The sequence below is a fragment of the Micromonospora sp. NPDC005324 genome (genome assembly GCF_040607155.1).
In the GTDB taxonomy this organism is placed as follows: Bacteria; Actinomycetota; Actinomycetes; order Mycobacteriales; family Micromonosporaceae; genus Micromonospora; species Micromonospora trifolii.
In genome coordinates, this window is the sequence record NZ_JBEXGE010000005.1 from 146,714 (window position 1) to 168,809 (window position 22,096).

19 protein-coding genes are annotated in these 22,096 nt (G+C 72.6%); 7 read left to right on the forward strand and 12 right to left on the reverse strand.

Annotated elements, in window-relative coordinates:
* Positions 1-102: 102 nt before the first annotated feature.
* The 3 genes from ABZS40_RS07290 to glnA form a co-directional block, all read right to left on the reverse strand.
* Complete coding sequence (locus ABZS40_RS07290; protein ID WP_354942480.1) at positions 103-1,086, reverse strand: hypothetical protein; 984 nt, start codon at positions 1,084-1,086, stop codon at positions 103-105.
* Positions 1,083-1,448 carry a helix-turn-helix transcriptional regulator gene (locus tag ABZS40_RS07295; RefSeq protein ID WP_354942481.1) on the reverse strand — a complete coding sequence of 122 codons (366 nt, stop codon included), beginning with the start codon at positions 1,446-1,448 and terminating at the stop codon, positions 1,083-1,085. The genes ABZS40_RS07290 and ABZS40_RS07295 overlap by 4 nt, the downstream gene beginning before the upstream one ends.
* A 157-nt stretch (positions 1,449-1,605) precedes the next feature.
* Positions 1,606-3,030: a type I glutamate--ammonia ligase gene (glnA, locus tag ABZS40_RS07300; RefSeq protein WP_354942482.1), complete on the reverse strand. Its 1,425-nt coding sequence runs from the start codon at positions 3,028-3,030 to the stop codon at positions 1,606-1,608.
* Positions 3,031-3,293: 263 nt separating this feature from the next.
* On the opposite strand from glnA, the gene ABZS40_RS07305 reads away from it, so the two are divergent.
* A complete protein-coding gene (locus ABZS40_RS07305; RefSeq protein WP_354942483.1) occupies positions 3,294-3,692 on the forward strand; it encodes an RDD family protein in 399 nt (132 codons plus the stop codon).
* 219 nt (positions 3,693-3,911) lie between these two features.
* Here ABZS40_RS07305 and ABZS40_RS07310 read toward each other — a convergent pair whose 3' ends face one another.
* The gene (locus ABZS40_RS07310; protein WP_030488852.1) at positions 3,912-4,598 is read right to left on the reverse strand and encodes a DUF4191 domain-containing protein; all 687 of its coding nucleotides are present in this window, start codon (positions 4,596-4,598) and stop codon (positions 3,912-3,914) included.
* 207 nt (positions 4,599-4,805) lie between these two features.
* Between ABZS40_RS07310 and ABZS40_RS07315 the strand changes: the two genes are divergently transcribed.
* Positions 4,806-4,976: a hypothetical protein gene (locus ABZS40_RS07315; RefSeq protein ID WP_167362519.1), complete on the forward strand. Its 171-nt coding sequence runs from the start codon at positions 4,806-4,808 to the stop codon at positions 4,974-4,976.
* Entirely contained in the window at positions 4,973-8,056 is a 3,084-nt protein-coding gene (locus ABZS40_RS07320) for an AAA family ATPase (protein WP_354942484.1), read from the forward strand. The genes ABZS40_RS07315 and ABZS40_RS07320 overlap by 4 nt, the downstream gene beginning before the upstream one ends.
* Before the next feature lie 41 nt (positions 8,057-8,097).
* Here ABZS40_RS07320 and ABZS40_RS07325 read toward each other — a convergent pair whose 3' ends face one another.
* Both ABZS40_RS07325 and lipA read right to left on the reverse strand, forming a co-directional pair.
* On the reverse strand, positions 8,098-9,786 hold the full coding sequence (locus ABZS40_RS07325) for a hypothetical protein (RefSeq protein WP_354942485.1): 1,689 nt from the start codon (positions 9,784-9,786) through the stop codon (positions 8,098-8,100).
* Positions 9,787-9,839: 53 nt separating this feature from the next.
* A complete protein-coding gene (gene lipA / locus ABZS40_RS07330; RefSeq protein ID WP_112589194.1) occupies positions 9,840-10,835 on the reverse strand; it encodes a lipoyl synthase in 996 nt (331 codons plus the stop codon).
* 454 nt (positions 10,836-11,289) lie between these two features.
* Between lipA and aspS the strand changes: the two genes are divergently transcribed.
* Positions 11,290-12,576: an aspartate--tRNA(Asn) ligase gene (gene aspS, locus ABZS40_RS07335; RefSeq protein ID WP_354942486.1), complete on the forward strand. Its 1,287-nt coding sequence runs from the start codon at positions 11,290-11,292 to the stop codon at positions 12,574-12,576.
* A 21-nt stretch (positions 12,577-12,597) separates the two neighbouring features.
* On the opposite strand, the gene lipB is transcribed toward aspS, so the two are convergent.
* The 3 genes from lipB to ABZS40_RS07350 all read right to left on the reverse strand — a co-directional run bounded on the left by lipB (position 12,598) and on the right by ABZS40_RS07350 (position 16,552).
* Positions 12,598-13,239: a lipoyl(octanoyl) transferase LipB gene (lipB, locus tag ABZS40_RS07340; RefSeq protein WP_354942487.1), complete on the reverse strand. Its 642-nt coding sequence runs from the start codon at positions 13,237-13,239 to the stop codon at positions 12,598-12,600.
* A gap of 97 nt (positions 13,240-13,336) precedes the next feature.
* Positions 13,337-14,662, reverse strand: coding sequence for a hypothetical protein (locus ABZS40_RS07345; RefSeq protein ID WP_354942488.1), 1,326 nt, complete (start codon positions 14,660-14,662; stop codon positions 13,337-13,339).
* Between the two features lie 57 nt (positions 14,663-14,719).
* The gene (locus ABZS40_RS07350) at positions 14,720-16,552 is read right to left on the reverse strand and encodes a DUF2079 domain-containing protein (protein ID WP_354942489.1); all 1,833 of its coding nucleotides are present in this window, start codon (positions 16,550-16,552) and stop codon (positions 14,720-14,722) included.
* Positions 16,553-16,769: 217 nt separating this feature from the next.
* On the opposite strand from ABZS40_RS07350, the gene ABZS40_RS07355 reads away from it, so the two are divergent.
* Positions 16,770-18,011, forward strand: coding sequence for a PHB depolymerase family esterase (locus ABZS40_RS07355; RefSeq protein ID WP_354942490.1), 1,242 nt, complete (start codon positions 16,770-16,772; stop codon positions 18,009-18,011).
* A 72-nt stretch (positions 18,012-18,083) separates the two neighbouring features.
* Here ABZS40_RS07355 and ABZS40_RS07360 read toward each other — a convergent pair whose 3' ends face one another.
* Positions 18,084-18,986, reverse strand: a complete 903-nt coding sequence (locus ABZS40_RS07360; RefSeq protein WP_354942491.1) for a TIGR01777 family oxidoreductase — start codon at positions 18,984-18,986, stop codon at positions 18,084-18,086.
* Positions 18,987-19,307: 321 nt separating this feature from the next.
* On the opposite strand from ABZS40_RS07360, the gene ABZS40_RS07365 reads away from it, so the two are divergent.
* Positions 19,308-20,159, forward strand: a complete 852-nt coding sequence (locus ABZS40_RS07365) for an NmrA family NAD(P)-binding protein (protein ID WP_354942492.1) — start codon at positions 19,308-19,310, stop codon at positions 20,157-20,159.
* Positions 20,160-20,189: 30 nt separating this feature from the next.
* Here ABZS40_RS07365 and ABZS40_RS07370 read toward each other — a convergent pair whose 3' ends face one another.
* A complete protein-coding gene (locus ABZS40_RS07370; RefSeq protein WP_354942493.1) occupies positions 20,190-21,188 on the reverse strand; it encodes an aldo/keto reductase in 999 nt (332 codons plus the stop codon).
* 56 nt (positions 21,189-21,244) lie between these two features.
* Here ABZS40_RS07370 and ABZS40_RS07375 point away from each other — a divergent pair, with 56 nt between their 5' ends.
* A complete protein-coding gene (locus ABZS40_RS07375) occupies positions 21,245-21,631 on the forward strand; it encodes a MerR family transcriptional regulator (RefSeq protein ID WP_354942494.1) in 387 nt (128 codons plus the stop codon).
* Here the strand turns inward: ABZS40_RS07375 and ABZS40_RS07380 are convergent.
* A complete protein-coding gene (locus ABZS40_RS07380) occupies positions 21,628-22,077 on the reverse strand; it encodes a hemerythrin domain-containing protein (protein WP_354942495.1) in 450 nt (149 codons plus the stop codon). The genes ABZS40_RS07375 and ABZS40_RS07380 overlap by 4 nt on opposite strands.
* Positions 22,078-22,096: the final 19 nt, after the last annotated feature.

Consider the following 22,096-nt stretch of genomic DNA (forward strand, 5'->3'; position numbering starts at 1 on the left):
GGCAGGGCAGGGCAGGGCAGGGCAGGGCAGGGCAGGGCAGGGCAGGGCAGGGCAGGGCAGGGCAGGGCAGGGCAGGGCAGGGCAGGGCAGGGCAGGGCAGGGTTAGGCTCGCGCGCCGCAGGTGGGGCAGGGTTGGCCTGAGGGTTGGGGGGTGGAGGTCCGGCGGGAGCGGAACAGGACGGCCAGGAGCAGTGCGGCCGGACCGGCGAGCGCGACGGCGACAGAGGTCACGGCCAGTTTGGCGAAGGTGACGCTGCCCTGTACCGGGCCGAGGCCGTCAGCCAGGCTGGGCACCGCCAGGAAACCGGCGGGGGTGAGCAGTGAGACGAGCGCCCAACCGCCGCGGGTGTCCCCGCCCAGTGCCAGACCCGTGGCCAACAGGGCCCCGACGAACAGCAACAGTCCGCCGACGGTGGGCAGGAAGACTTCCATGGCGGCGCCACGATAGATGAAAACCGGGTCCAAGCCGCCGAGGAATTCAGTCGCCACCACCGCCAACAGTGCGGACAGCGCCGGCGCGAATCGGATCACCCGGGAGGGTCGGTCGGGCAGGGCCAGCCCCAGCAGGCCCAGGACCACCTGCGGCAGCAGCACCATCAGCGGCGGTCGGGGTGCGTCGAGCGCCGCGGCCACCGGTGGCAGCGCAATCGTGAGCAGGAGCGAGACGATGATGGCCCACCGGGCGACCCGGCTCGGCGCGACGGCGATCACCACCGCCGCCAGCAGCCATGCCGCCCACGTGACAACGCCGAGCGAGACGAACGGGCCGACGTGGGGGACGCCCCACTCCACGGGCGGTGGATGCAGCTCTGCCGTACCCCAGACGCCGGCGAGAGCGCTGGCGGTGACCAGGGCCAGCAGCGCCGCGAGGCGTACCCCGGGGATCAGGTCGGTGACGCCCGCGGCCCGCAACCGCTGGCGGAGGCCGCCGCGCACCAGGTCCGCGGCGTCCGCCGGCGCCGGCCAGCGTTGGTCAGGGGCGGCCAGGTCGAGGTAGGTGCCGACGATTTCGGCGCCGCGGGCGCGCCGGTAGTCGGCGGGGTACGCGCGCAGCAGCCGGAGGTAACGGCGTTCGAGGTCGTTCATGCCAAGCCTCCGGCCGTGCGTGGGGTCATCGGGAGGGCGGCGCGAGTCCGCTTGGACAGCCGGGTGGTGGCGGCTTCGACGTTGCGGCGCAGTCGCTCGGTCTCGGTGCCCAACGTGGTCTCGCCGCCGAGGGAGAGGCGGTAGTAGCGGCGCAGTCGGCCGTCCACCACCTCTTCCCGGTCGACCTCGACGAGGCCGGCGTCGACCAGCCGGTCGAGCGCCCCGTAGAGCGTCCCAGGGCGCAGCGACACGCGGTTGTCGGAGAGTGCGGCGATCTCACCGATCAGCCCGTAGCCGTGCATCGGCTGGGCGGCCAGCGCGGTGAGGATCAGGAAGGTCGGTTCGCGGAGAGGTGTGTCCACCCGAGCAATATATCGGACGCGAAGGTATGTCGGAGGGCGGCGCACAGCGAACCGGGCCGGCTCCGCGGTGAGCGGAGCCGGCCCGGCCGGTGTTCCAGCGACTGCTCAGCAGTCGTCGTGCATCTGACTGCTCAGCAGTCGTCGTGCATCTGACTGCTCAGCAGTCGTAGTACATGGCGAACTCGTGCGGGGTCGGGCGCAGACGCACCGGGTCGACCTCGTTGGCGCGCTTCCAGTCCACCCAGGTGGAGATCAGGTCGGGGGTGAAGACGCCGCCGTCGAGCAGGTAGTCGTGGTCGGACTCCAGGGAGTCGAGCACTGCCGACAGCGAGCCCGGCACCTGCTTGACGTCGCCCCACTCCTCCGGCGGGAGGTCGTAGAGGTCCTTGTCGATCGGCGTCGGCGGCTCGATCTTGCTCTTGATGCCGTCGAGGCCGGCCATCATCATGGCCGAGAAGGCCAGGTAGACGTTGGCCGACGGGTCCGGGACGCGGAACTCGACGCGCTTGGCCTTCGGGTTCGCGCCGGTCACCGGGATGCGGGTGCAGGCGGAGCGGTTGCGCTGCGAGTAGACCAGGTTGACCGGCGCCTCGAAGCCCGGCACCAGACGACGGTACGAGTTGATCGTCGGGTTGGTGAAGGCCAGCAGCGACGGCGCGTGGTGCAGCAGACCACCGATGTACCAGCGGGCCATGTCGGACAGGCCGGCGTAGCCGGTCTCGTCGTAGAACAGCGGCTCGCCGTTGAGCCAGAGGCTCTGGTGGGTGTGCATGCCGGAGCCGTTGTCGCCGAACAGCGGCTTGGGCATGAAGGTCGCGGTCTTGCCGTTGGCCCAGGCCTCGTTCTTCACGATGTACTTGAAGAGCTGGAGCTGATCACCGGCGTGCAGCAGGGTGGAGAACCGGTAGTTGATCTCGGACTGGCCGGCGGTGCCCACCTCGTGGTGCGAGCGCTCCACGTTGAAGCCGGTGTCGACCAGGCGGCGCACGATCGAGTCACGCAGGTCGGCGTAGTGGTCGACCGGCGGGACGGGGAAGTAGCCGCCCTTGTACGCGGTCTTGTAGCCCCGGTTGCCGCCTGGCTCATCGCGGCCGGTGTTCCAGGCGCCCTCGATCGAGTCGATGTAGTAGAACGACTGGTGCGCCGAGGTCTCGTGGCGGATCGAGTCGAAGATGTAGAACTCCGCCTCGGCGCCGAAGTAGGCGGTGTCGGCGATGCCGCTCGCCGCCAGGTACGCCTCGGCCTTCTTCGCCACGTTGCGCGGGTCGCGGCTGTAGGCCTCGCGGGTGAACGGGTCGTGGATGAAGAAGTTGAGCGCGAGCGTCTTCTGCGCGCGGAACGGGTCGATGAACGCGGAGGCGACATCCGGGAGCAGGAGCATGTCCGACTCGTGGATCGCCTGGAAACCGCGGATCGACGAACCGTCGAACGCGAGGCCGTCGGTGAAGAGGTCGTCGTTGACGGACTCGACCGGCAGGTTGAAGTGCTGCATCACGCCGGGCAGGTCACAGAAACGAACGTCGACGAACTTCACGTCCTCGTTCTTGAGGTATCGCAGCAGTTCCTCGGGATTGGCGAACACACATCCTCCTGGCACGTCCACGGGGTGGCTAGGCTTCTGGCGACGCTAGGGCCGGGGGGTTGCCCGGCCGTGTCTCCGTTGTTTCTGCCGTGTTACGTCCCTCGCGGAGCGTCAGCGACGCCCCGGTCCGCGCCTCCGGCCCGCCAGGAACGCCGTACCGACTGTGCCAGTGTAATGACATCTGATGCCTTTGGCCTGAATCGGCACACAGCGGCGGCGGCACCCGGCGAGCCCTCGTCCCGGCGCGGATACCCTTGACCGCTGTGACCAATCCGCACCTCCCGGCAGCGCCGGCCACCGACCCCACCTTCACCGCGCCGAGCCTCGGTCGGCGGTTCGGGGCGCTGATCATCGACTGGGTGCTCTGCCTGCTGGTGTCCAACTTCTTCGCCGACCCGGTACGCGACGGCTGGGCGCCGGTGCTGGTGCTGGTCCTGGTCTACGGCATCTTCCTCGGCCTGTTCGCCCAGACTCCGGGCATGTACATCACCAAGATCCGCTGTGTGAGCTGGAACGACGGTGGTCGGATCGGCGTACTCCGGGGGCTGATCCGGGGCCTGCTGCTGGCCCTGGTCGTCCCCGCGCTGATCATGGACGAGCACCGGCGTGGCCTGCACGACCGAATCGCCGGCTCGGTCATCGTCGACGCCCCCCGAGGCTGAGGCCGACCCTCCAAGGCAGGTCCGGGGCCGCCCGAACCCAGATCGCACTCGATCCAGGATGTAGTGGCATCCTCCGCGCGCGAGGCCACTGCATCCAGGATCCAGCACGATCATGGCGAGGGTGGCCCGAGGCGGGCGGCGCGTCGGGGGTGGGCGCCTGCGGGTGTACGCGAAGGAGCCGGACCCGTGTGGGTCCGGCGCCTTCGCGTACACCTGGGGTCAGCGGCCCCGCGACTGGCGGGAGGCGCCTGGCGGCCGCATGTTCTTCGGGATCGCGCCCTTGGGCATCTGCGGCCGGGCGGTGAGCGCCTTGAGTCGCTTGTCCAGCGAGTTGACGTCCTTGCCGGAGAGGGCGCGGGGCAGGCGCAGCAGCGTCGTCCGGAGCTTGCGGATCGGCAGCTCGCCCTCCTCCTGCCCGATCACGTAGTCGTGCAGGGGAGCGGAGCCGATCACCTTGGACAGCCGCCGCTTCTCCTGGCCGAGCAGGCCGCGCACCCGCTGTGGGTTGCCCTCGGCCAGCAGGATCACGCCCGGGCGGCCGATCACCAGGTGGACCATGTCCATCTGGGTGGTCGAGCTGACCGCCGGGGTCACCCGCCAGTCGCCGCGCATGTTCTCCATGATCTGCGCCGCCGCGCCGGGTTGCCCCTCGGCGGCGTTCATCATCGCCTTGTTGGACCGCAGGTTGAGCACGATCAGCACCGCGAGCAGGATGAACAGGATGCCCAGCGGCAGCCAGATCCAGCCCCAGAGGATGACAGCGACCACGGTGAGCGCGAGCGGGAGCAGCACCGCTGCGGCGACCAACGGCGCGAACCACCGGTCCTGCTTGGCGGTGAACTGGAACACCATCCCGATCTGCTTCAGCCGCTGGCCGAACGAGACCTTCTCCTGGGGCTTTGCCATGCCGCAGAGTCTAGTGGTCGCCGCTGGCCCGGTTGATCCGCGTCCGGGTGCCGGGGCAGCTGAGTACCTTACGTCGCCGTAAGCGCCCGGAGCGGCCGGGTAAGGAGGCTGTGGGCGGGGAAGATGAGGCGCCATGCCCATGCCCGGGTGGGGCCTTCGCGCGGAGAGTCGTCAGCAGAGGACGACGACCCCACGAAGGAGCCCGACATGTTCGGCAACGACGCAGATTTCCTGCTCACCCTGCACCGTACCCACGCCGCCGAGCTGCGCGCCGACGCGGCCGCGGACCGGCTCGCCCGGTCGCTGTCCCGTCCGGTCAGCCGCGGGTGGTTGGGCCGGCGCAGGCAGGCCGGTCGCACCGGCGACGCACGCCGGTGACCGCGCCCAGCACGGCCGCCACGTCCACCGCGCCCAGCACGGCCGCCACGTCCACCACCCCCGGCGGGGCTGCCACGTCCACCGCGCCCGCCGGGCTGACCGCTCGACCCGATCCGACCCCGTCGCCCGGCCGCCGGCCGATCGGCGGGGTCGGCGGGGCGGGCCGCCATGGCATGCTCGAACACGTGACAGTACGCGCCGCCAGCTCCGTCCTCGTCGGACGCCACAGCGAGACCGCAGCGCTGCGGGACGCGCTGGGCCGGGCGCGGGCCGGGGAGCCGACCACAGTGCTGGTCGGCGGCGAGGCGGGCGTGGGCAAGACCCGGCTGCTGGAGGAGTTCGCCGGCTGGGCCACCGACGGCGCGGCGCGGGTGCTCGTCGGCCAGTGCCTGGAGCTGGGCGAGGCGGGTCTGCCGTTCGCGCCGTTCGCCGCCGCGTTGCGCGCCGTGCTCCGCGCCGACGGCCCCGAGGTCTTCGCCGGTTACGAGGCGGAGTTCGCCAGGCTCCTGCCGGAGCTGGGCCGCGCCTCCGCGACGCTGGCCACCCCGCGTGCCGTCCCGCTCAGCGACGCCCCGCGCGGCTACCTGTTCGACCTGGTCGCCGAGCTGTTCCAGCGGCTGGCCGATGCGCGCCCACTGGTCCTGATCATCGAGGACCTGCACTGGGCCGACCGTTCCACCCGCGACCTCATCGGCTTCCTCGTCCGGGCGGCGAGGCCGGGTCGGCTGCTGCTGGTCTGCACCTACCGCACCGACGAGTTGCAGCGCGGGCACCCGCTGCGCCCGTTCCTCGCCGAGCTGGACCGGGCCCGGAGTGTGGAGCGGGTCGAGCTGGGTCGCCTGGACCGCGACGGCACCGCCGCGATCCTCGCCGACCTGCTCGGCGCCGAGCCGCCCGCCCGCGCCGTCGACGATGTCCACGACCGCACCCAGGGCAACCCCTTCTTCATCGAGGAGTTGGCCGTCGCCGGTGACCCGATCGGCTGCGCGGCGCTCCCCGAGACGCTGCGTGACCTGCTGCTGGCCCGCGTGGACCGGCTCCCCGAGCCGGCCCAGCGGGTGTTGCGGATCGCCGCCGCCGGCGGCACCCGTTTCGCCCATGACCTGCTCGCCGAGGTCGCCGGGCTGCCCGAGGCCGAGTTGGAGGACGCGTTGCGCGCCGCCGTCGCCGCCCAGTTGGTGGTGGCCGACCGGGACGGTGACTACGAGTTCCGCCACGCGCTGGTCCGCGAGGCCGTGCACGACGAGTTGTTGCCCGGTGAACATGCCCGGATGCACGCCCGTTTCGCCGCCGCCATCGAGGCCCAGCCGCACCTGGTCGCCGCCGGCCGGGCCCCGGCCGAGATCGCCCACCACTGGTACGCCGCACACAACCACCCGAGGGCTCTCGTCGCCGCCCGAACCGCCGCGTGCGCCGCCGCCGACCGGTACGCGTACGCCGAGCAGCGCCGGCTGCTGGAGCGGGCGCTGGAGTTGTGGGAGCTGGTGCCGGACGCCGTCGACCTGCTCGGCATGGACCATCTGGCGTTGCTGGAGCAGACGCTGGCCGCGGCGGTCACGGCCGGCGACTTCAGCCGGGCCATCACGCTGACCCGGGCCGGCCTGGCCGAGGTGGACGCCGACGCCGCACCGCTGCGTGCCGCCCGCCTGCTCAACCAGCGGGGTCGGCTGATGGCACTGCTCGGCAAGAGTGACGGTCGCCGGGAGCTGGATGAGGCGTACCGGCTGGCCGCTGGCGGCCCCCGTGACGTGGCGCGGGTCCGGCTGCTCGCCGACATCGCCGCGCACATGGTCAAGATCGACCCCCAGCAGGCGGCCCGGGTGGCTGCCGAGGCTGCCGTGGACGGCGAGGCACTCGGCGAGGACCTGGCGCTGCTGCACACGCGGATCGCCCTGCTCTGCCACGGCGAGCGGGACCTGGAGCGGGGGTTGGCCGAGCTGAGCCAGGCCGAGGCCGTCGTCCGCGCGTCCGGGGACTCCACGGCCCTGGTGCTCGCCCGGGTGTACCAGTCGGACGTGCTCTGCGAGCTGGGCCGCTACGCCGAGTCGGCGCAGGCCGCCGAGGCTGGCGTGGCCGAGGCGCGACGGGTGGGGATCAGCCGCTCCACCGGGGCGTACCTGCTCTCCAACCGGGCCGAGGCGCTCATCGCGCTGGGTCGGTGGGACGAGGCCGAGGCGGTCTGCGCGGAGGCGGCCCGGATCGACCTGTCCGGTGTCACCGGGCTGCACTGGCTCCAGTTGGGCGCCGGGCTGCGGCTGGCCCGCGCCCACCCGGGCGCCGACGAACTGGTGGACCGGGCGCTCACCTTCCTCAACCGGCCGTACCTGTGGCCGAACCACCGCCTGCCCCTGCACGAACTGGCGATCGAGGCGGCGCTGGCCGCGGACGACAAGGTCGAGGCGGTACGGGCGGCCCGCGTCGCGGTGGCCGACCAGAGCCTGCCGCAGCTTCCCCGGGAGGGTTGGCCGGTGCTCAGCGCCGCCGCGCGTACCGCGGCCCGGTTGGGTGACCGGGAGTTGGCCGCCGCCGTGGCGGCGCTCGCCACCGACCTGCCGGCGCGGCACCCGGCGGCCCGTGCGCACGCCGCTCAGGTCACCGCGCTGCTCGCGGTCGGCGACCAGGCGCTGCCGGCGTGGCGTGCGACGGTCGACGCGTGGCGGGCCGACGGGCAGCCCTACCCGTTGGGCAGGGCGCTGCTGGTGCTGGCCGAGGCGACCGCCGCGGCCGGGGAACGCGACGAGACGGCGGCGGCGGTCACCGAGGCCACCGAGATCGGCCGGCGGCTGGGCGCGACCCCGCTGGTCGAGGCGGCCGCCACACTGGCGCGGCGGGTCGGCCTGCGCGGTGCCGGAGGCGGGGCCGGCGCGGACCTGCTGACCGCTCGGGAGCGGGAGGTGCTGCGCCTGGTCGCCGAGGGGCACAGCAACAGCCGGATCGCCGAGCGGCTGTTCATCTCGCCGAAGACGGCAAGCGTGCACGTCTCCCGGATCATCGCGAAGCTGGGTGTGACCAACCGGGTGGAGGCCGCCGCCCTGGCCCACCGCCTCGGCCTGCTCACCGAGGCCGCCGCGCCACGCTGACGAGAGCACCGAGGTCGCCGCGCTGACGCGTACCGCCGCGCTCAGCGCGGCAGGTAGATGCGCCAGCCCTCGATGGTGACCAGGTCGAGGCTGCCCGGCGTGGATCGCTGCCGCTCGTCGAGCACCTCCGCCAGCGGCGAGCCGGCCGGCGCGACCCAGGCCGGTGCTGCCGCGCCGTCCACCTCCCGCCGGTACGCGGGGTAGCGGTCGAACCCGGGGCGCAGGGTGTCGTCGACGACGGCGCAGACCACCTGCTCCGCGCTGGCGAAGGTGAGCCGGTTGCAGGTCCAGTAGCCGGCGTGCACGTGCCGTACGCCGAGATGACGCAGGGTGCTCACCAACTCGGTGTGCCGGGCCTCGTCGGCCCGGGTCGTCGGGACGGTCTGCGCTGCCCGCCCTGTGGCGTGGGCGGCGGTGCCCAGCGTGGCCGCGAGCAGCACCACAGCTACCGACCGGGCAAGCGTCGACCCGACGCCGCGCCGGCCGGTCGCCGGCGGGCGCAACCCGTGCCGGGCCGCCGCCCACACCGGCCAGAGCAACGCCGGAAGGGAGATGAGCAGGCAGGACAGGTAGCGGGAACTCTCCACGGCTGTGAGCCCGGCGGAACTGCTCACTGTGTACGCGCCGAGGGTGGCCACCGCGGCCAGCACGAGTGCCAGCCGGGCCGCCGCCGCCACCCGGGGCGACACCGCCTCGGGGCCGACAGCGGCAGGGCCAGCGGGGTCGGGGTCGGGGGTGCGCAGGGCCCGCCAGGCGGTGGCGGCGGCGATGGCCAGCAGCAGCGGCAGGGCGAGCGCCCACCACAGTTGCCAGGTGGCGCACTGGCCGGGAGCGCAGAAGCCCATGCCCAGCGGCGGCCCGAGCACCAGGCCGCCGTGCAGCCGGTCCGGCCAGCCCGCTGTGGCGTTCGCACCGCCGGCCGCGAGCACGGCGTGCAGGGGGTTGCGCCCGGTCAGCAGGCTGTGCAGCAGCAGTGGGGCCGCCCCCAGCACGGCCGCCGCCCCGAGCAGCGCCCCGGCGGCACCCCACAGCTCCCGGTGGCAGAACCCGACGAGGACCGCGCCGGTCGCCGCGACGTACGGCAGCACGAGCGGGTCGACCCAGATCATCAGCCCGGCCAGGAACCCCCACGCGGCCCAGCGCGCCAGCCGCCAGCCGGGCCGTCCGGTGACGGCCGATCGCCGCCCCGGTCGACCGGTGGCCAGATCCACGGCGAGCAGGGCCAGCGCCGCCCCGGCCGCGTTCATCTCGGGGTAGCCGCCGCCGGCGATCAGCTGGTTCTTGACGATCCGGTCGGACCCGAGGGCCAGCAGCGCCACCATCAGCAGCCCGAACCACCGGTCCCCGGTCAGCCGCAGCGTCAACCGCCAGGTCAGCAGCAGGAACAGCGCGTACAGGGCCAGCGTGGGCAACCGCAGCCCGAGCAGCGACGGCCCACCGGCGAGGGCGAACACCGGCGCGGCCAGGTACGCCTCCAGCGTGCCCATGTACTGCTGGCCGTAGAACCAGACCGGGAAGCCCTCGCCCCGGGCGATGTGCAGCGCGGCCAGCCCCATGGTGGCCTCGTCGCTGTTCGTCGGCGGGGCGGCGTGCAGCAGCAGCCAGAGCCGGTAACCCACCCCGGCGAGCACTGCCAACCCGGTGAGCCAACCGACCAGGCCGGGGCGTGCGCCGGGTCGCGGGCGGGGCGAGTCCGCGCCGCGCGGCTGCTCGCGTACGCCGACGGTCATCACAGGATCATGACACCCGGGCGCCGAACGGCCGTGCGGCGCTGCCGGCGGAGTCAGCCGGCGGTGGCGACCGAGGCGGCGGCGCGGGCGTCGATGGCCTGCTTGTAGAGCCGACCGGCCCGGTACGACGAACGCACCAGCGGCCCGCTCATCACCCCGGCGAAGCCGATCTCCTCGGCCTCCTCGCGCAGCTCCACGAACTCCTCCGGCTTGACCCAGCGGGTCACCGGGTGGTGCCGGGGGGAGGGGCGCAGGTACTGGGTGATGGTGATGAGCTCGCAGCCGGCCTCGTGCAGGTCGCGCAGCGCCTGCGAGACCTCGGCCCGCTCCTCGCCCATGCCCAGGATGAGGTTGCTCTTGGTGACCAGGCCGTCGGCGCGGGCCTGCCGGATCACGTCCAGTGAGCGGTCGTAGCGGAACGCCGGCCGGATGCGCTTGAAGATGCGCGGCACGGTCTCCACATTGTGGGCCAGCACCTCGGGGCGGGAGCTGAAGACCTCGGCCAACTGCTCGGGGACGGCGTTGAAGTCCGGGATCAGCAGCTCGACGCCGCAGCCGGGCTGGAGGGCGTGGATCTGTCGGACGGTCTCGGCGTACAGCCACGCGCCGCCGTCGGGCAGGTCGTCACGGGCGACACCGGTGATGGTGGCGTAACGCAGCCCCATCGAGACCACCGACTCGGCGACCCGACGTGGCTCGTCGGCGTCGAACTCGGCCGGCTTGCCGGTGTCGATCTGGCAGAAGTCGCAGCGCCGGGTGCACTGGTCACCGCCGATGAGGAAGGTGGCCTCCCGGTCTTCCCAACACTCGTAGATGTTGGGGCAGCCGGCCTCCTGGCAGACGGTGTGCAGCCCTTCGCGCGAGACGAGCCCGCGCAGCTGGGTGTACTCCGGGCCCATCTTGGCCTTGACCTTGATCCATGGCGGTTTGCGCTCGATCGGCGTCTCGGCGTTGCGCGCCTCGATCCGCAGCAGGCGTCGCCCCTCGGGGGCCGCCGTTGCGGTGCGCGCTGCCTGGCCGGTCGTCGGCGCGGAGTGCTCGATCGTCACGAAAATGAGCCTACGCCGGACGGCGGGTGTCTATGTGCGTCAGGCGACCGGCGTCACGCCCCGAACGTTGTGACGCCGGACACCGGTTGGTCGGAAAAGGGCGTCACAGACCGGGGAATCGGATGCTACGGTCCCCGGCAACAGCGACGACGGAGCCGAGTAGTGCCCCGACCCGCCAGTGCAGAGAGCCGCCGGTGCTGAGAGGCGGTCTGGCGCCGGGGCGCGAAGACCCTCCCGAGCTGCGGGAAGAACGGCCGCGGGTCATCCGCGCCCAGTAGAGCCCGCCCGGCTGGCCCCGGTCATCAGGCGACGAACGAGGCCCCCGCTTCGGCGGGGGTGAAGGTGTGGTGGCACCGCGAGGTTCCCGCTCGCCCACACCTCCCTGGGGCTGATGCGACGCTTTCGCCACCCCAGGGCGGCGGCGGCGTGGCGATCGACCGAGGAGCAGCCCGCCATGCAACGAACCCTGTCCCAGCAACTGCCCGCCAGGATCGGCACGACAGTGCGGATCGCCGGCTGGGTGCACCGCCGCCGACTGCTCAAGTCGGTGGCCTTCCTGATCGTGCGCGACGCCACCGGCCTGGCCCAGGTGGTCGTCACCGACCCGGCCGTCCGCGCCGAGCTGGAGAAACTCACCGAGGAGACGGTCGTCGAGGTCACCGCGACGGCCACCGCGAACGGCACGGCGCCCGCCGGGGTCGAGTTGACCGACCCGACGGTACGTCTCCTCGGGCCGCCCGCCACACCGCCGCCGTTCGACCTGTACCGGCCGGCACTCGCCGCGAGCCTGCCCACCCAGCTCGACAACGCGCCCACCGCGCTGCGGCACCCCACCCGGTCCGCCGCGCTGCGGATCTCGGCGGCCGCGGTGGCGGGGTTCCGGGCCGCACTCGACGCCCAGGACTTCGTGGAGGTCCACACCCCGAAGGTGGTCAGCTCCAGCACCGAGAGCGGGGCGAACGTGTTCGCGCTGGACTGGTTCGGCCGACCCGCGTACCTGGCCCAGTCGCCGCAGTTCTACAAGCAGCTGATGGTCGGTGTCTTCGAACGTGTCTACGAGGTGGGGCCGGTCTTCCGGGCCGAACCGCACGACACCGTCCGGCACCTCGCCCAGTACACGTCGCTCGACGCGGAGCTGGGCTTCGTCACCGACCACCGGGACGTGATGCGCGTGCTGCGCGACACAGTGGCCGGGATGCTGGACGCGGTCAGCGGGCGGGCCGGCAGGGCTCTGGCGACGCTCGACGTCACACCGCCGCAGGTGCCGGCGCAGATCCCGGCGGTGCATTTCACCGAGGCGCTGACGATCGCCGGCGCGCCCGCCGACGAGCCGGACCTCGCGCCCGCCCACGAACGGGCGCTGGGCGAGTGGGCAGTGCGCGAACACGGGTCGGACTTCCTCTTCGTCACCGGCTACCCGATGGCGAAGCGACCCTTCTACACCCACCCGGACCCGACGCGGCCCGCGTACTCGAACGGGTTTGACCTGCTCTTTCGCGGTCTGGAGCTGGTCACCGGCGGGCAGCGGCTGCACCGGCACGCCGACTACGTGGCGGCGTTGGCGGCCCGGGGTGAGCCGGTCGAGCCGTACGTCGGCTACCTGGACGCGTTCCGGCACGGCATGCCACCGCACGGTGGCTTCGCCATCGGCCTGGAACGGTTCGTGGCCCGGCTGGTCGGCGCGGCCAACATCCGGGAGGTCACCGCGTTCCCGCGTGACCTGCACCGCCTGACGCCGTAGGACCCGGCGCCGGCTGTGCGCTCAGATCTCGGTCAGGGTGGACAGCCGGCGCTCGACCACCGGCAACACGTCGGCGACGCTGATCGGGCGGCCCAGCTCGGCGGTCAGCGAGGTGACGCCCGCGTCCCGGATGCCGCACGGCACGATCCGGTCGAAGTACGTCAGGTCGCAGTCGCAGTTGATCGAGAAGCCGTGCAGGGTGACGCCCCGGGCCACCCGGATGCCGATGGCCGCCACCTTGCGGGCCGGCCCCCGGTCGTCCTCGGGCACCCAGACCCCGCTGCGCCCCTCGACCCGGCCGGCGGTCAGCCCGAACTCGGCGCACACGTCGATGAGCAGCTCTTCGGTCCGGCGCACGTAGGCGACCACGTCCACCGGGTCGGGCAGGCGCAGGATCGGGTAACCGACGAGCTGCCCCGGCCCGTGCCAGGTGATCTTGCCGCCGCGGTCCACGTCGACGACCGGAGTGCCGTCCATGGGCCGGTCCCACGGTTCGGTGCGCTTGCCCGCGGTGTAGACGCTCGGGTGCTCCAGCAACAGCACGGTGTCGCCGCGCTCGCCGGCCACCACCGACTCGTGCAGGCGCCGCTGCTCGTCCCAGGCGGCCTGGTAGTCGAGCAGGCCGGCACGGACGGCCGTCAGGCCGGGGGTCGTCGTCGTCACGGCAACCAGCGTAGTCCCGCCAGGGGCGATCATCCCTGGTGAGCCGCCTCACGAGGACCTCGTCGTGCCGGCCGCGGCACCGCTCGGCGGCTCGTTGTCACGCCGGAGCAGGGACCGTCGCAGCGCGGCGGCGGCGGATCCGGCGAACGACGAGGGCGATCGCGAGTAGCGTCGGCACGCCCAGCGTCAGGTAGACCCAGAGGGGGGCGGCGAACGGTGACGGTCGGGGCTCCGGCCCACCGAACGCGGCCCGGGTCAGCAGGTGGCCCGGCACCATCAGGTCGGTCGACCCGACCGGCCCGGTCACCAGCACCTCGCGACCGCCCTCGGGCGACAGCGCGGCGAGAGTGGCCTGCCGGTCCGTGTCCGCCTCCGTTCTGTTGACATACCGCAGGAGCGGGTCGTCGCCGCGCCAGCCGACGATCCCGCTGACCGAGGTGCCGGCCGGCAGGGCCTGGCCGACCGCCTGACCGGTGGCCGTGTCCAGGAACTCGATTCGCCAGCTGCGCGCCGCCAGCTGCTCGGACGTGCACCTGGGCCCGGCGCAGCCGTCGAAGGCGAGCAGCGCGAGCCGCCGGCCGTCGGGATGCCAGGCGGCGGGGCCGGCCAGCATCCGCCGGTCGCCCAGGTCGACCTGCCAGCGAGGACCGCCGCCGGTCGGGTCCAGGACCACAAGTCGCTGGCGCTCGGCGAGCAGGGCAGGCACGTCCGGCCAGCCGGTGACGGCTACGAGGTCGCCACCGGGTGACCAGGCCGCCCCGGTGTGGGCGGCGAAAGTGCCCACGTCGAGCGTCCGCTCGGTGCCCCGGAACGGGTCGACGACGAGCAGGTCGTCGGGCTTCTCCGGATCGTTGAGCTGCTGATTGTCCGGTCCGTAACTGATCACACTGTCATCGTTGCTGCGGGTGCCCAGCACCTGCTGCCCGTCCGAAGACCAGGCCATCGGGTAGACGCCGGTGCTCATCGTGCGGCGCTGCCGTCCGGTGGTGAGGTCCAGCAGCTCGCCGGAGTCCGGCCGCAGGTAGTGCCGTCCATCCGGGGAGAGCAGTCCGTGCCCCTCCGCCATGCCGATCGGGATGAGCCGGTAGGCGCCGTCCCGGGCGACCAGCACGCCTGTCGACTCGAAATAGCGGGTGCGGTCGGTGAAGAACACCAACGCGGCCGGACCGGCCGGTCGTTGCCCCACGGTGGCCTGCCACAGCCACGGATCGCGCACCCGGCTCGGCACCACCCCGGCCGTGCTGTCGGTGACAGCGCCTCCGCCGGCCGTGCCGTCGGCGACATTGCTGTCTGCGGCCGTGGCGGCCGGCGCGCCGAGCGCCACGCTGTCAGCGGCCGTGGTCGCTGGCGCGCTGAGCGCGACGAGCCCCAGCGCGAGCCCGACCACGACGGCACGCCGCAGTCGCTCACCGGTCAATCTCATCGGTCCATTAGACGCGACGGCGGCCGGTCGTGATGCCCCGACCGGCCGCGTCGCGGTCTACCGATCGGCAGGGGGAATGCGCCAGAGCCACACGTCGTCGACCCGTTGCGGCTCGCCGAACAGTGCGGTGCCGGTACGCAGCAGCGCCTCCTCGTCGACAGGGAACTTCGCGCCGTGCACCTCGTCGGCGAGCACCACCGTCTCGATGCGCCAGTGCCGCAGGTCCGACTGGACCTCCCGGACCGTCCCGTCGGTGATGATGGGCACCAGCCCGGTGCGGCCGGCCTGGTCCATCAACGCGCTCAGCGTGCGCGGCACCGGGCCGATCCGGCCCCGCCCGTCCGGCCCGCCGGGGCCGAGGAAGAAGCCGCCCGGGATGGCGAACTCGCCCTGCCGGTGCGACAACGCGTACGCCTGCCAGCGCTGGCCGTCCGGGTAGATGTCCACTGTCAGCGGCACCGGGGTCAGCACCCCGTCGGGTGAGACGTAGTCCCGCCACGTGCCGGAGGTGATGAAGCGCGGGATCGGCTCCCGCTCGTCGGTCAGCAGCGGGGTGGGCAGCAGCGGCACCAGGGCCACCGCGAAACCGAGCAGCCAGGCCAGCTCCGTGGAGCGGTGCCGAGGTGGCGCGGCGCGCAACAGGTCGACGACGTACGCCAGCAACAGCCCGACCACCGGCGCGACCACCAGGGCCAGCCGGGCCGGTAGCGCGGCGTTCACCACGGGCAGTTGCCCGACCAGGTCGAACGGCATGGGCAGATCGGTGCGTCGGCCGTCGACCTTGGCGACCGGCCCGAAGGAGAGCACCGTGAAGATCAGCGCGAGGGCGCCCAGCGCCCAGAGGGTGGCCCGGCGGTGCGGGTCGGCCCGCCGCCAGAGCACGACGAAACAGACCACTGTGAGCACCAGCAGCGGGATGCCGAAGAACGAGTTCTCCTCGGTCGGGTTCGGCGCCAGCGAGGTGCCCAGTCCAGCCTCGCCGGCCAGCGAGCGGCGCGGGAAGGCGGCGAACGCCGCGATGTCCTCGGAGTGGATCACCGGGTCGAAGCCGGTGCCGTGGAACCGTTGCGGCCCGGCGAAGTGCAACCACAAGGGGTACGACAGCAGCACGCCGGCGACCACTGCGGTCACCCCGAGCCCGCGCAGGACATTGGGCAGCGCGGCGCGGGCCTCCACCCGGTTGACCGGGTGCAGCGCCCAGATGGCGACGAACACCCCCAGCGCCAGCGCGGTGAAGAAGAGCCCCTCGGCGGCGATCGAGAAGGCCACCGCGACCAGCACGCCGAGGATCACCCCGTCGCGAAGCCAGTGCCCGGCGCTGCGCAGCGCGAACAGCCGCCAGATCAGCAACGGCACCAGCCAACCAGCGGTCCAGTTCAGGTGCGCGTTGGCGTGCGACACCATGCCGGGGGAGTAGGCGATGAACAGGGCGCCGACCCCGGCGGCCAGCCGGTTGCGGACCAGGTGCCGGGAGAGCAGCCAGTACCAGACCAGCGCGGTGGCGAGCAGGTTCAGGGTGAGGATCACCAGGAACGTCGCCGGCGGCCCGATCAGGTACGTGAGCGGGGCGAAGACCACCGCGTACACGGTGATCGTCGTGTTGACCGCGAGGTTCACGCCGTCCGGGACGTTGATCAGGTAGGTGAAGAGCGGGTTGTCCCAGTGGGTGACCGCGTGCCCGCCGAAGGCCAGCAGCCATTCGAACAGCGCCTGGTCGCTGGAGTTGACGGTGATGGTGCGGACGTTCGGGTCCCGCCACAGCCCGCTGGTCACCCAGACGGCGAGCGCGAGCGCCACCAGCACGACGATCAGGTCGGCCCGGCGGTCCCGGACGACGCGCGGCGGTGACGCGGGTGCGGGCCCGGTGGCCAGCGACGGGGAGGACGGCACGCAGCGGACGTTACCAACCGGACCTGGACGGGCCGGTCAGACCTGCGAGGACGGGACCGTTGGGGACGGATTCGGCCCACCACGTCGACGGTTTGGCGTACACAGCGTCCGCCGTGAATGTGTGAGTGTGCCCCATGTCATAGCGGCGACACATCGTCGTAACGTCACGGCAACTCGACCGTGACCCAGTTCACAGTCCGCCCCTCAGGAGGCCGCCGTGCGCCGCTCCTCGTCCACCCTCACCCGGCTGCTCGGTGCGGTCGCCGGGCTCGCCCTCGCCGTAGCGGGCGCGGTCGCCGTCGCCGCACCAGCCCAGGCCGCCACCCTCACCCAGGTCACCGGGTTCGGCTCCAACCCCGGCAACCTCGCCATGTACGCCTACCGGCCGGACGGCCTGCCGGCCAACTCCCCGGCCGTCGTCCTGCTGCACGGGTGTACGCAGAACGCCTCCGGCTACTTCGCCAACTCCGGCTGGCAGAAGTACGCCGACCAGTGGAAGTTCGCCCTGATCGTCGCCCAGCAGCCCTCCGGCAACAACGCCAACTCCTGCTTCAACTTCTTCGAGGCGGGCGACACCACCCGGGGTCAGGGCGAGGCGCTGTCGATCAAGCAGATGGTCGACCACGCCAAGGCGAACTTCGCGGTGAACGGCTCCCGGGTCTACGTCAGCGGGCTCTCCGCCGGCGGGGCGATGAGCGCGGTCATGCTGGCCACCTACCCGGACGTCTTCGCCGCCGGATCGATCATCGCGGGTATCCCGTACCGGTGCGCCACCAGCATGGTCAACGCGTTCAGCTGCATGAACCCGGGTGCGGACAAGACCCCGGCCGCCTGGGGCGACCTTGTCCGTGGCGCGTACTCCGGCTACACCGGCCCGCGCCCCCGCGTGGCTATCTGGCACGGCACCTCGGACACCACCGTCACCCCGCTCAACGGCACCGAGTCCCGCGACCAGTGGACCAACGTGCGGGGCGTGTCGCAGACCCCGACCAGCACCTCGTCGCTGCCCGCCAACACCAGCCTCGAGGTGTACGGCAACGACGACGTGCGGCTCTACCGGATCTCCGGGATGGGCCACGGCACCCCGGTGGACCCGGGCTCGGCGGCCGAGCAGTGCGGCACCGCCGGCGCGTACATGCTGGACACCATCTGCTCGACGTACCGTGACGCGCTCTTCTTCGGTCTGAACGGCGGCGGGACGAACCCGACCCCGACCCCGACGGCCACCCCCACCCCGACGGCCACCCCCACCCCCACGCCGACCCCGACGGCCACCCCGACCACGCCGCCGACCTGCGTGACGGCCAGCAACTACGCGCACGTGGCGGCCGGTCGGGCGTACCAGTCCGGCGGCTACGCCTACGCCAACGGCTCCAACCAGCGCATGGGCCTGTACAACACCTTCTACACCAGCGCCCTCAAGCAGACCGCCCCCAACCACTGGGTAATCGGCTGCTGAATCCCAACTCCACCCACCCCACCCAGCCCGAACCCCACCCCGTAACCCAACGCGGTGGAGTTCGGGGTGGGGTCAGGGGGTTGTCAGTGCTGCTTGGAGGGCGGCGGGGAGGGTGGGGTGCTGGTACGGGAAGGCCGCGCGGGCCAGGACTCCGGGGAGGACCCGGGTGCTGGTGAGGGCCTCGTGGGCGAAGCCGCCGAGGACCACCTTGAGCGCCAGGGCGGGGATCGGGATGATCGCCGGGCGGTGCAGCTGCCGGGCCAGCTCGCGGGTGAACTCGACGTTCGTCACCGGGTTCGGCCCCACCACGTTCACCGGGCCGGCGACCTCGTCGTGGTTCAGCAGGAAGCGGGTCGCGTCCAGCCAGTCGGCCATCGAGATCCACGGCAGCCACTGCCGGCCGCTGCCCAGCCGGCCGGCAATGCCCAGCTTGAACGGCAGCAGCTGCGGCTTGAGCAGCCCGCCGTCGCGGTCCAGCGGCAGACCGGTACGCAGCCGGACCACCCGTACCCCGGCGTCCTCGGCCGGCCGGGTCGCGGCCTCCCACACCCGGCAGACGTCGGCCAGGAAGCCCTCGCCGGCCGGCGCGTCCTCCTCGACCGCCCGGTCGCCCGTGTTGCCGTACCAGCCGACGGCCGACGAGTTGAGCAGCACCTGGGGTCGGTCCGCGGCGGGCAGCCCGGCGATGGTGGTCGCCAGCGTGGTGGTGCTGTCCACCCGGCTGGTGCGGATCAACCGGCGGTAGTCGTCGTCCCAGCGTTTGTCGCCGACGCCCGCGCCGGCCAGGTTGACCACGGCATCGGCCTCGACGACGACGGCCGGGTCGAGCTGCCCGGCGGCGGGGTCCCACCGCCGCTCCTTCGAATCGCGCGGCGACCGACGGACCAGCCGGGTGATCTGGTGCCCGTCCGCCGCGAGCCGGTCGGCCAGCCGGGTGCCGAGGAAGCCGGACGCGCCGGCCAGAAGGATCCGCATACCCCCATCTTCGTCCAGAACGGCGCCGACAGATGCGCGGCGCGGCCGACGTCACCGGCTGTGGGACGTACCGGCGAAGAAATTTGTGAACGCCCCCGTGCGGCGCGAAGAACGCAGGTCAACGGGCCTCCGGGGGGCCGAAAAACGCTATCGCGCGCTTTCGGTGCCGGTCGCGTTTCCGCAGGTCAGAGCGAACGTGAATGCGGTGTTCACGATTGCTTCCGGTATCGAACTGGCTGACCATGAGCCATCCGACAGCGCCCCCGGAATGGCGGGGTCGGCTCACCGTGCCCACCGTCGGGCGACATCTGAGGAGGAACCATGCCGATCCTGGTGACCGGAGCGACCGGAACCGTCGGAGGCAGCCTGGTCCGGCAACTGGTGGCCGCCGGCCACGACGTACGCGCACTGACCCGCGATCCCGCGTCGCCGGCGGCCGCCGCGCTGCCCAACGGGGTGGAAGTGCTGGCGGGCGACTTCGCCAGGCCCCACACGCTGACGCCGGCGCTGCGCGGCGTCACGCGCATGCAGCTGGTCGCGATGGACGGGTACGGACCGCTGACCACCGGTGCGGAGATCCTGGAGCTGGCCCGGAAGGCCGGGGTCCGTCGGGTCACCCACCTCGGTCACAACGATCCGAGCCGGGCCGACGACGACCCGCTCGAGGCCCCGCACCGGCCGCTGCACCGGGCGATCGAGAACTCGGGTCTGGAGTGGACACACGTGTTTCCCGGCGAGTTCATGGCGAACACCCGGGACTGGGCGGCCGCCATCCGGGCCGAGGGGGTGGTCCGGGCGCCGTTCGGTGACTGGAACAGCGCCCTGGTCCACGAGGCGGACATCGCCGCGGTCATCCTGGCGGCGCTCACCGACGACGGCCATGCCGGCCGGGTCTACCAGCCGACCGGTCCGGCGCCGGTCCGGCGCCGGGACGCGGTCGAGATGATCGGTGCGGCGATCGGCCGTCCGGTGCGGTTCGAGGAATTGACCCCCGAGCAGGCCCGGGAGTACTGGAAGGGCGACTATCCCGCCGAGGTGATCGAGTGGTTCCTGGAGATGGGCCGGCATCTCGACGGCAACGCCTGGGTCGCCCCGGACGTCGAGCAGGTGACCGGCCGCCCCGGGCGCACGTTCCGGCAGTGGGCCGTCGAGCACGCGGACGACTTCCGCTGACGGCGCCCGGGGCGTGGGCCGGCCCGGTGGTCAGGCCGCGGGGGCCGGACGAAGGTCGGCGAGGAGGCGCTCGACCTCGGCGTAGGACTCGGGGCTGAGCGGGCCACGCTCCAGGGTCGCCAGGTTCTCGTCGGCCTGGGCCACAGTGCGCAGGCCGGGGATCGGCACGGTACGGGGGCTGCGCGCCAGCAGCCAGCCGAGCGCGCCCTGCGCCAGGGTGCGGCCGTCGGCGGTGAGCGCCTCGCGGACCTGGTCGACCCGGGCCGCCCAGCGTGGCGTCGGTCGACCGTCGGTGAACCACTCCAGCCACTCCGGCGCCCGTCCGCGCACATCGTCGGCCCCGACCGACCGGGTCGACCCGGTGAGCAGCCCCATCGCCAACGGCCCACGGTTGAGGCTGGCCAGGTCGTGCTTGTCGCAGACCGCCAGCACCGCCGCGTTGTCGCGCAGCACCGACTCGTCGTGCTGGATCGCCGCGCAGTGCGGGCCGGCAGCCGCGAAAGCCTCCGCCGAGGCCGGGTCGTCGGTGCTCCAGCCGTACGCGCGGATCTTGCCCTGGTCGACCAGGGCCTCCAGGGTGTCGACCAGATCGAGCGCGGCGGGCACCGGCAGTGCGTTGATGTGCAGTTGGTAGAGGTCGACGTGGTCGGTGCCGAGCCGGCGGAGCGAGTCGTCCAGGCTGCGCACCGCGAAGGCCGCGCTGGCGTCGGTGCCGAGCGCCCGCCGGGTGCCCTCCTCGCTGACGTTGCCGAACTTGGTGGCGATCACCACGCTGTCCCGCCGCCCGGCGAGGGCTTGACCGAGGATCCGCTCGCTGTCCCCGGCGCCGTAGTTGCTGGAGGTGTCGAACAGCGTCACCCCGAGGTCGAGCGCCCGGTGGATGGTGCGGATCGACTCGTCGTCGTCCACCTCACCCCAGCCGAACGGCTGCCCGTCGTCACCCCAGAGCGGGCCGCCGATGGCCCAGCATCCCATTCCGATAGCGCTCACCGTGATGCCGCTGCGTCCCAGCGTCCGTGTCGTCGTCATGGTCACCAGCCTCCAACCTGGAGCGCGCTCCAGGTCAAGCACTACCATCTCGCGACATGAGCGGTTACGCCCCCTCGGAGGCCGCCCGCCGCAGCGGCTTCAGTCTGGACACTCTGCGGTACTACGAGAAGATCGGCCTCCTCGCGGACGTGGAGCGGACGACAGGCGGGCAGCGGGTCTTCACCGACGACGACCTCGGCTGGCTGGTGCTGTTCCGCTGCCTGCGCGACACCGGGATGCCGATCGCGCAGATGCGCCGCTACGCGCAACTGGCCCGCGACGGCGAGCACACCGCCGACGAGCGGCACGAACTGCTGCGCCACCACGCGGCGCGGGTCGAGGAGCAGATGCGCCTGCTCCAGCGCCAGTACGACCACCTCCGGGAGAAGATCCGCTTTTACGAGCGTCTGCCCGGCACCGCGCCGACGTCAGAGGCCGGCTAGAGGGAACCGGGCGTGGTCAGGCCGAGCAGTTCCTCGGTCGTACCGGTTCGACCGGTGAGCGCGTTCAGGGCGGTGACCAGCCGCTTCTCCTCGTAGCGGAAGTGCGACTCCAGCAGGGCGGCCAGCCCGCCCAGCTCGGCGCGCACCTGGGCAACCGGCACCGCCGCGTCGCCGCCCAGCAGTGCCTCGACCCGTTCCAGGATCCCCGCCACCACCTCGTGGTCGGTGATCAGGTTGTCGATGACCGGGCGCAGCTCGGGGGCCTCCTCGGCCAGCAACCGGAACGCGCCCGCGTCCTCACCGGTGTGGTGTCGGCCGAGCGCGGCGCAGAAGGTCAGGCAGTGCGCCCGCAGGTCCCGGGACGGGGTGTCGAGGCTTGCCTGGAGCCGGGCCAGCTCCGCGCTGAGCCAGAGGTGGATCGAGATCGTCCAGGGCCGGCCGGTCACGCCCTCGAACCGGGGAACG

Bases quoted from the DNA above. Each gene is read 5' to 3' on its own strand.
- ABZS40_RS07290 (WP_354942480.1), bottom strand. From the start codon at position 1,086: ATGAACGACCTCGAACGCCGTTACCTCCGGCTGCTGCGCGCGTACCCC.
- ABZS40_RS07310 (WP_030488852.1), bottom strand. From the start codon at position 4,598: ATGGCAAAGCCCCAGGAGAAGGTCTCGTTCGGCCAGCGGCTGAAGCAG.
- ABZS40_RS07315 (WP_167362519.1), top strand. From the start codon at position 4,806: ATGTTCGGCAACGACGCAGATTTCCTGCTCACCCTGCACCGTACCCAC.
- ABZS40_RS07325 (WP_354942485.1), bottom strand. From the start codon at position 9,786: ATGACCGTCGGCGTACGCGAGCAGCCGCGCGGCGCGGACTCGCCCCGC.
- aspS (WP_354942486.1), top strand. From the start codon at position 11,290: ATGCAACGAACCCTGTCCCAGCAACTGCCCGCCAGGATCGGCACGACA.
- ABZS40_RS07345 (WP_354942488.1), bottom strand. From the start codon at position 14,662: ATGAGATTGACCGGTGAGCGACTGCGGCGTGCCGTCGTGGTCGGGCTC.
- ABZS40_RS07360 (WP_354942491.1), bottom strand. From the start codon at position 18,986: ATGCGGATCCTTCTGGCCGGCGCGTCCGGCTTCCTCGGCACCCGGCTG.
- ABZS40_RS07365 (WP_354942492.1), top strand. From the start codon at position 19,308: ATGCCGATCCTGGTGACCGGAGCGACCGGAACCGTCGGAGGCAGCCTG.
- ABZS40_RS07370 (WP_354942493.1), bottom strand. From the start codon at position 21,188: ATGACGACGACACGGACGCTGGGACGCAGCGGCATCACGGTGAGCGCT.
- ABZS40_RS07375 (WP_354942494.1), top strand. From the start codon at position 21,245: ATGAGCGGTTACGCCCCCTCGGAGGCCGCCCGCCGCAGCGGCTTCAGT.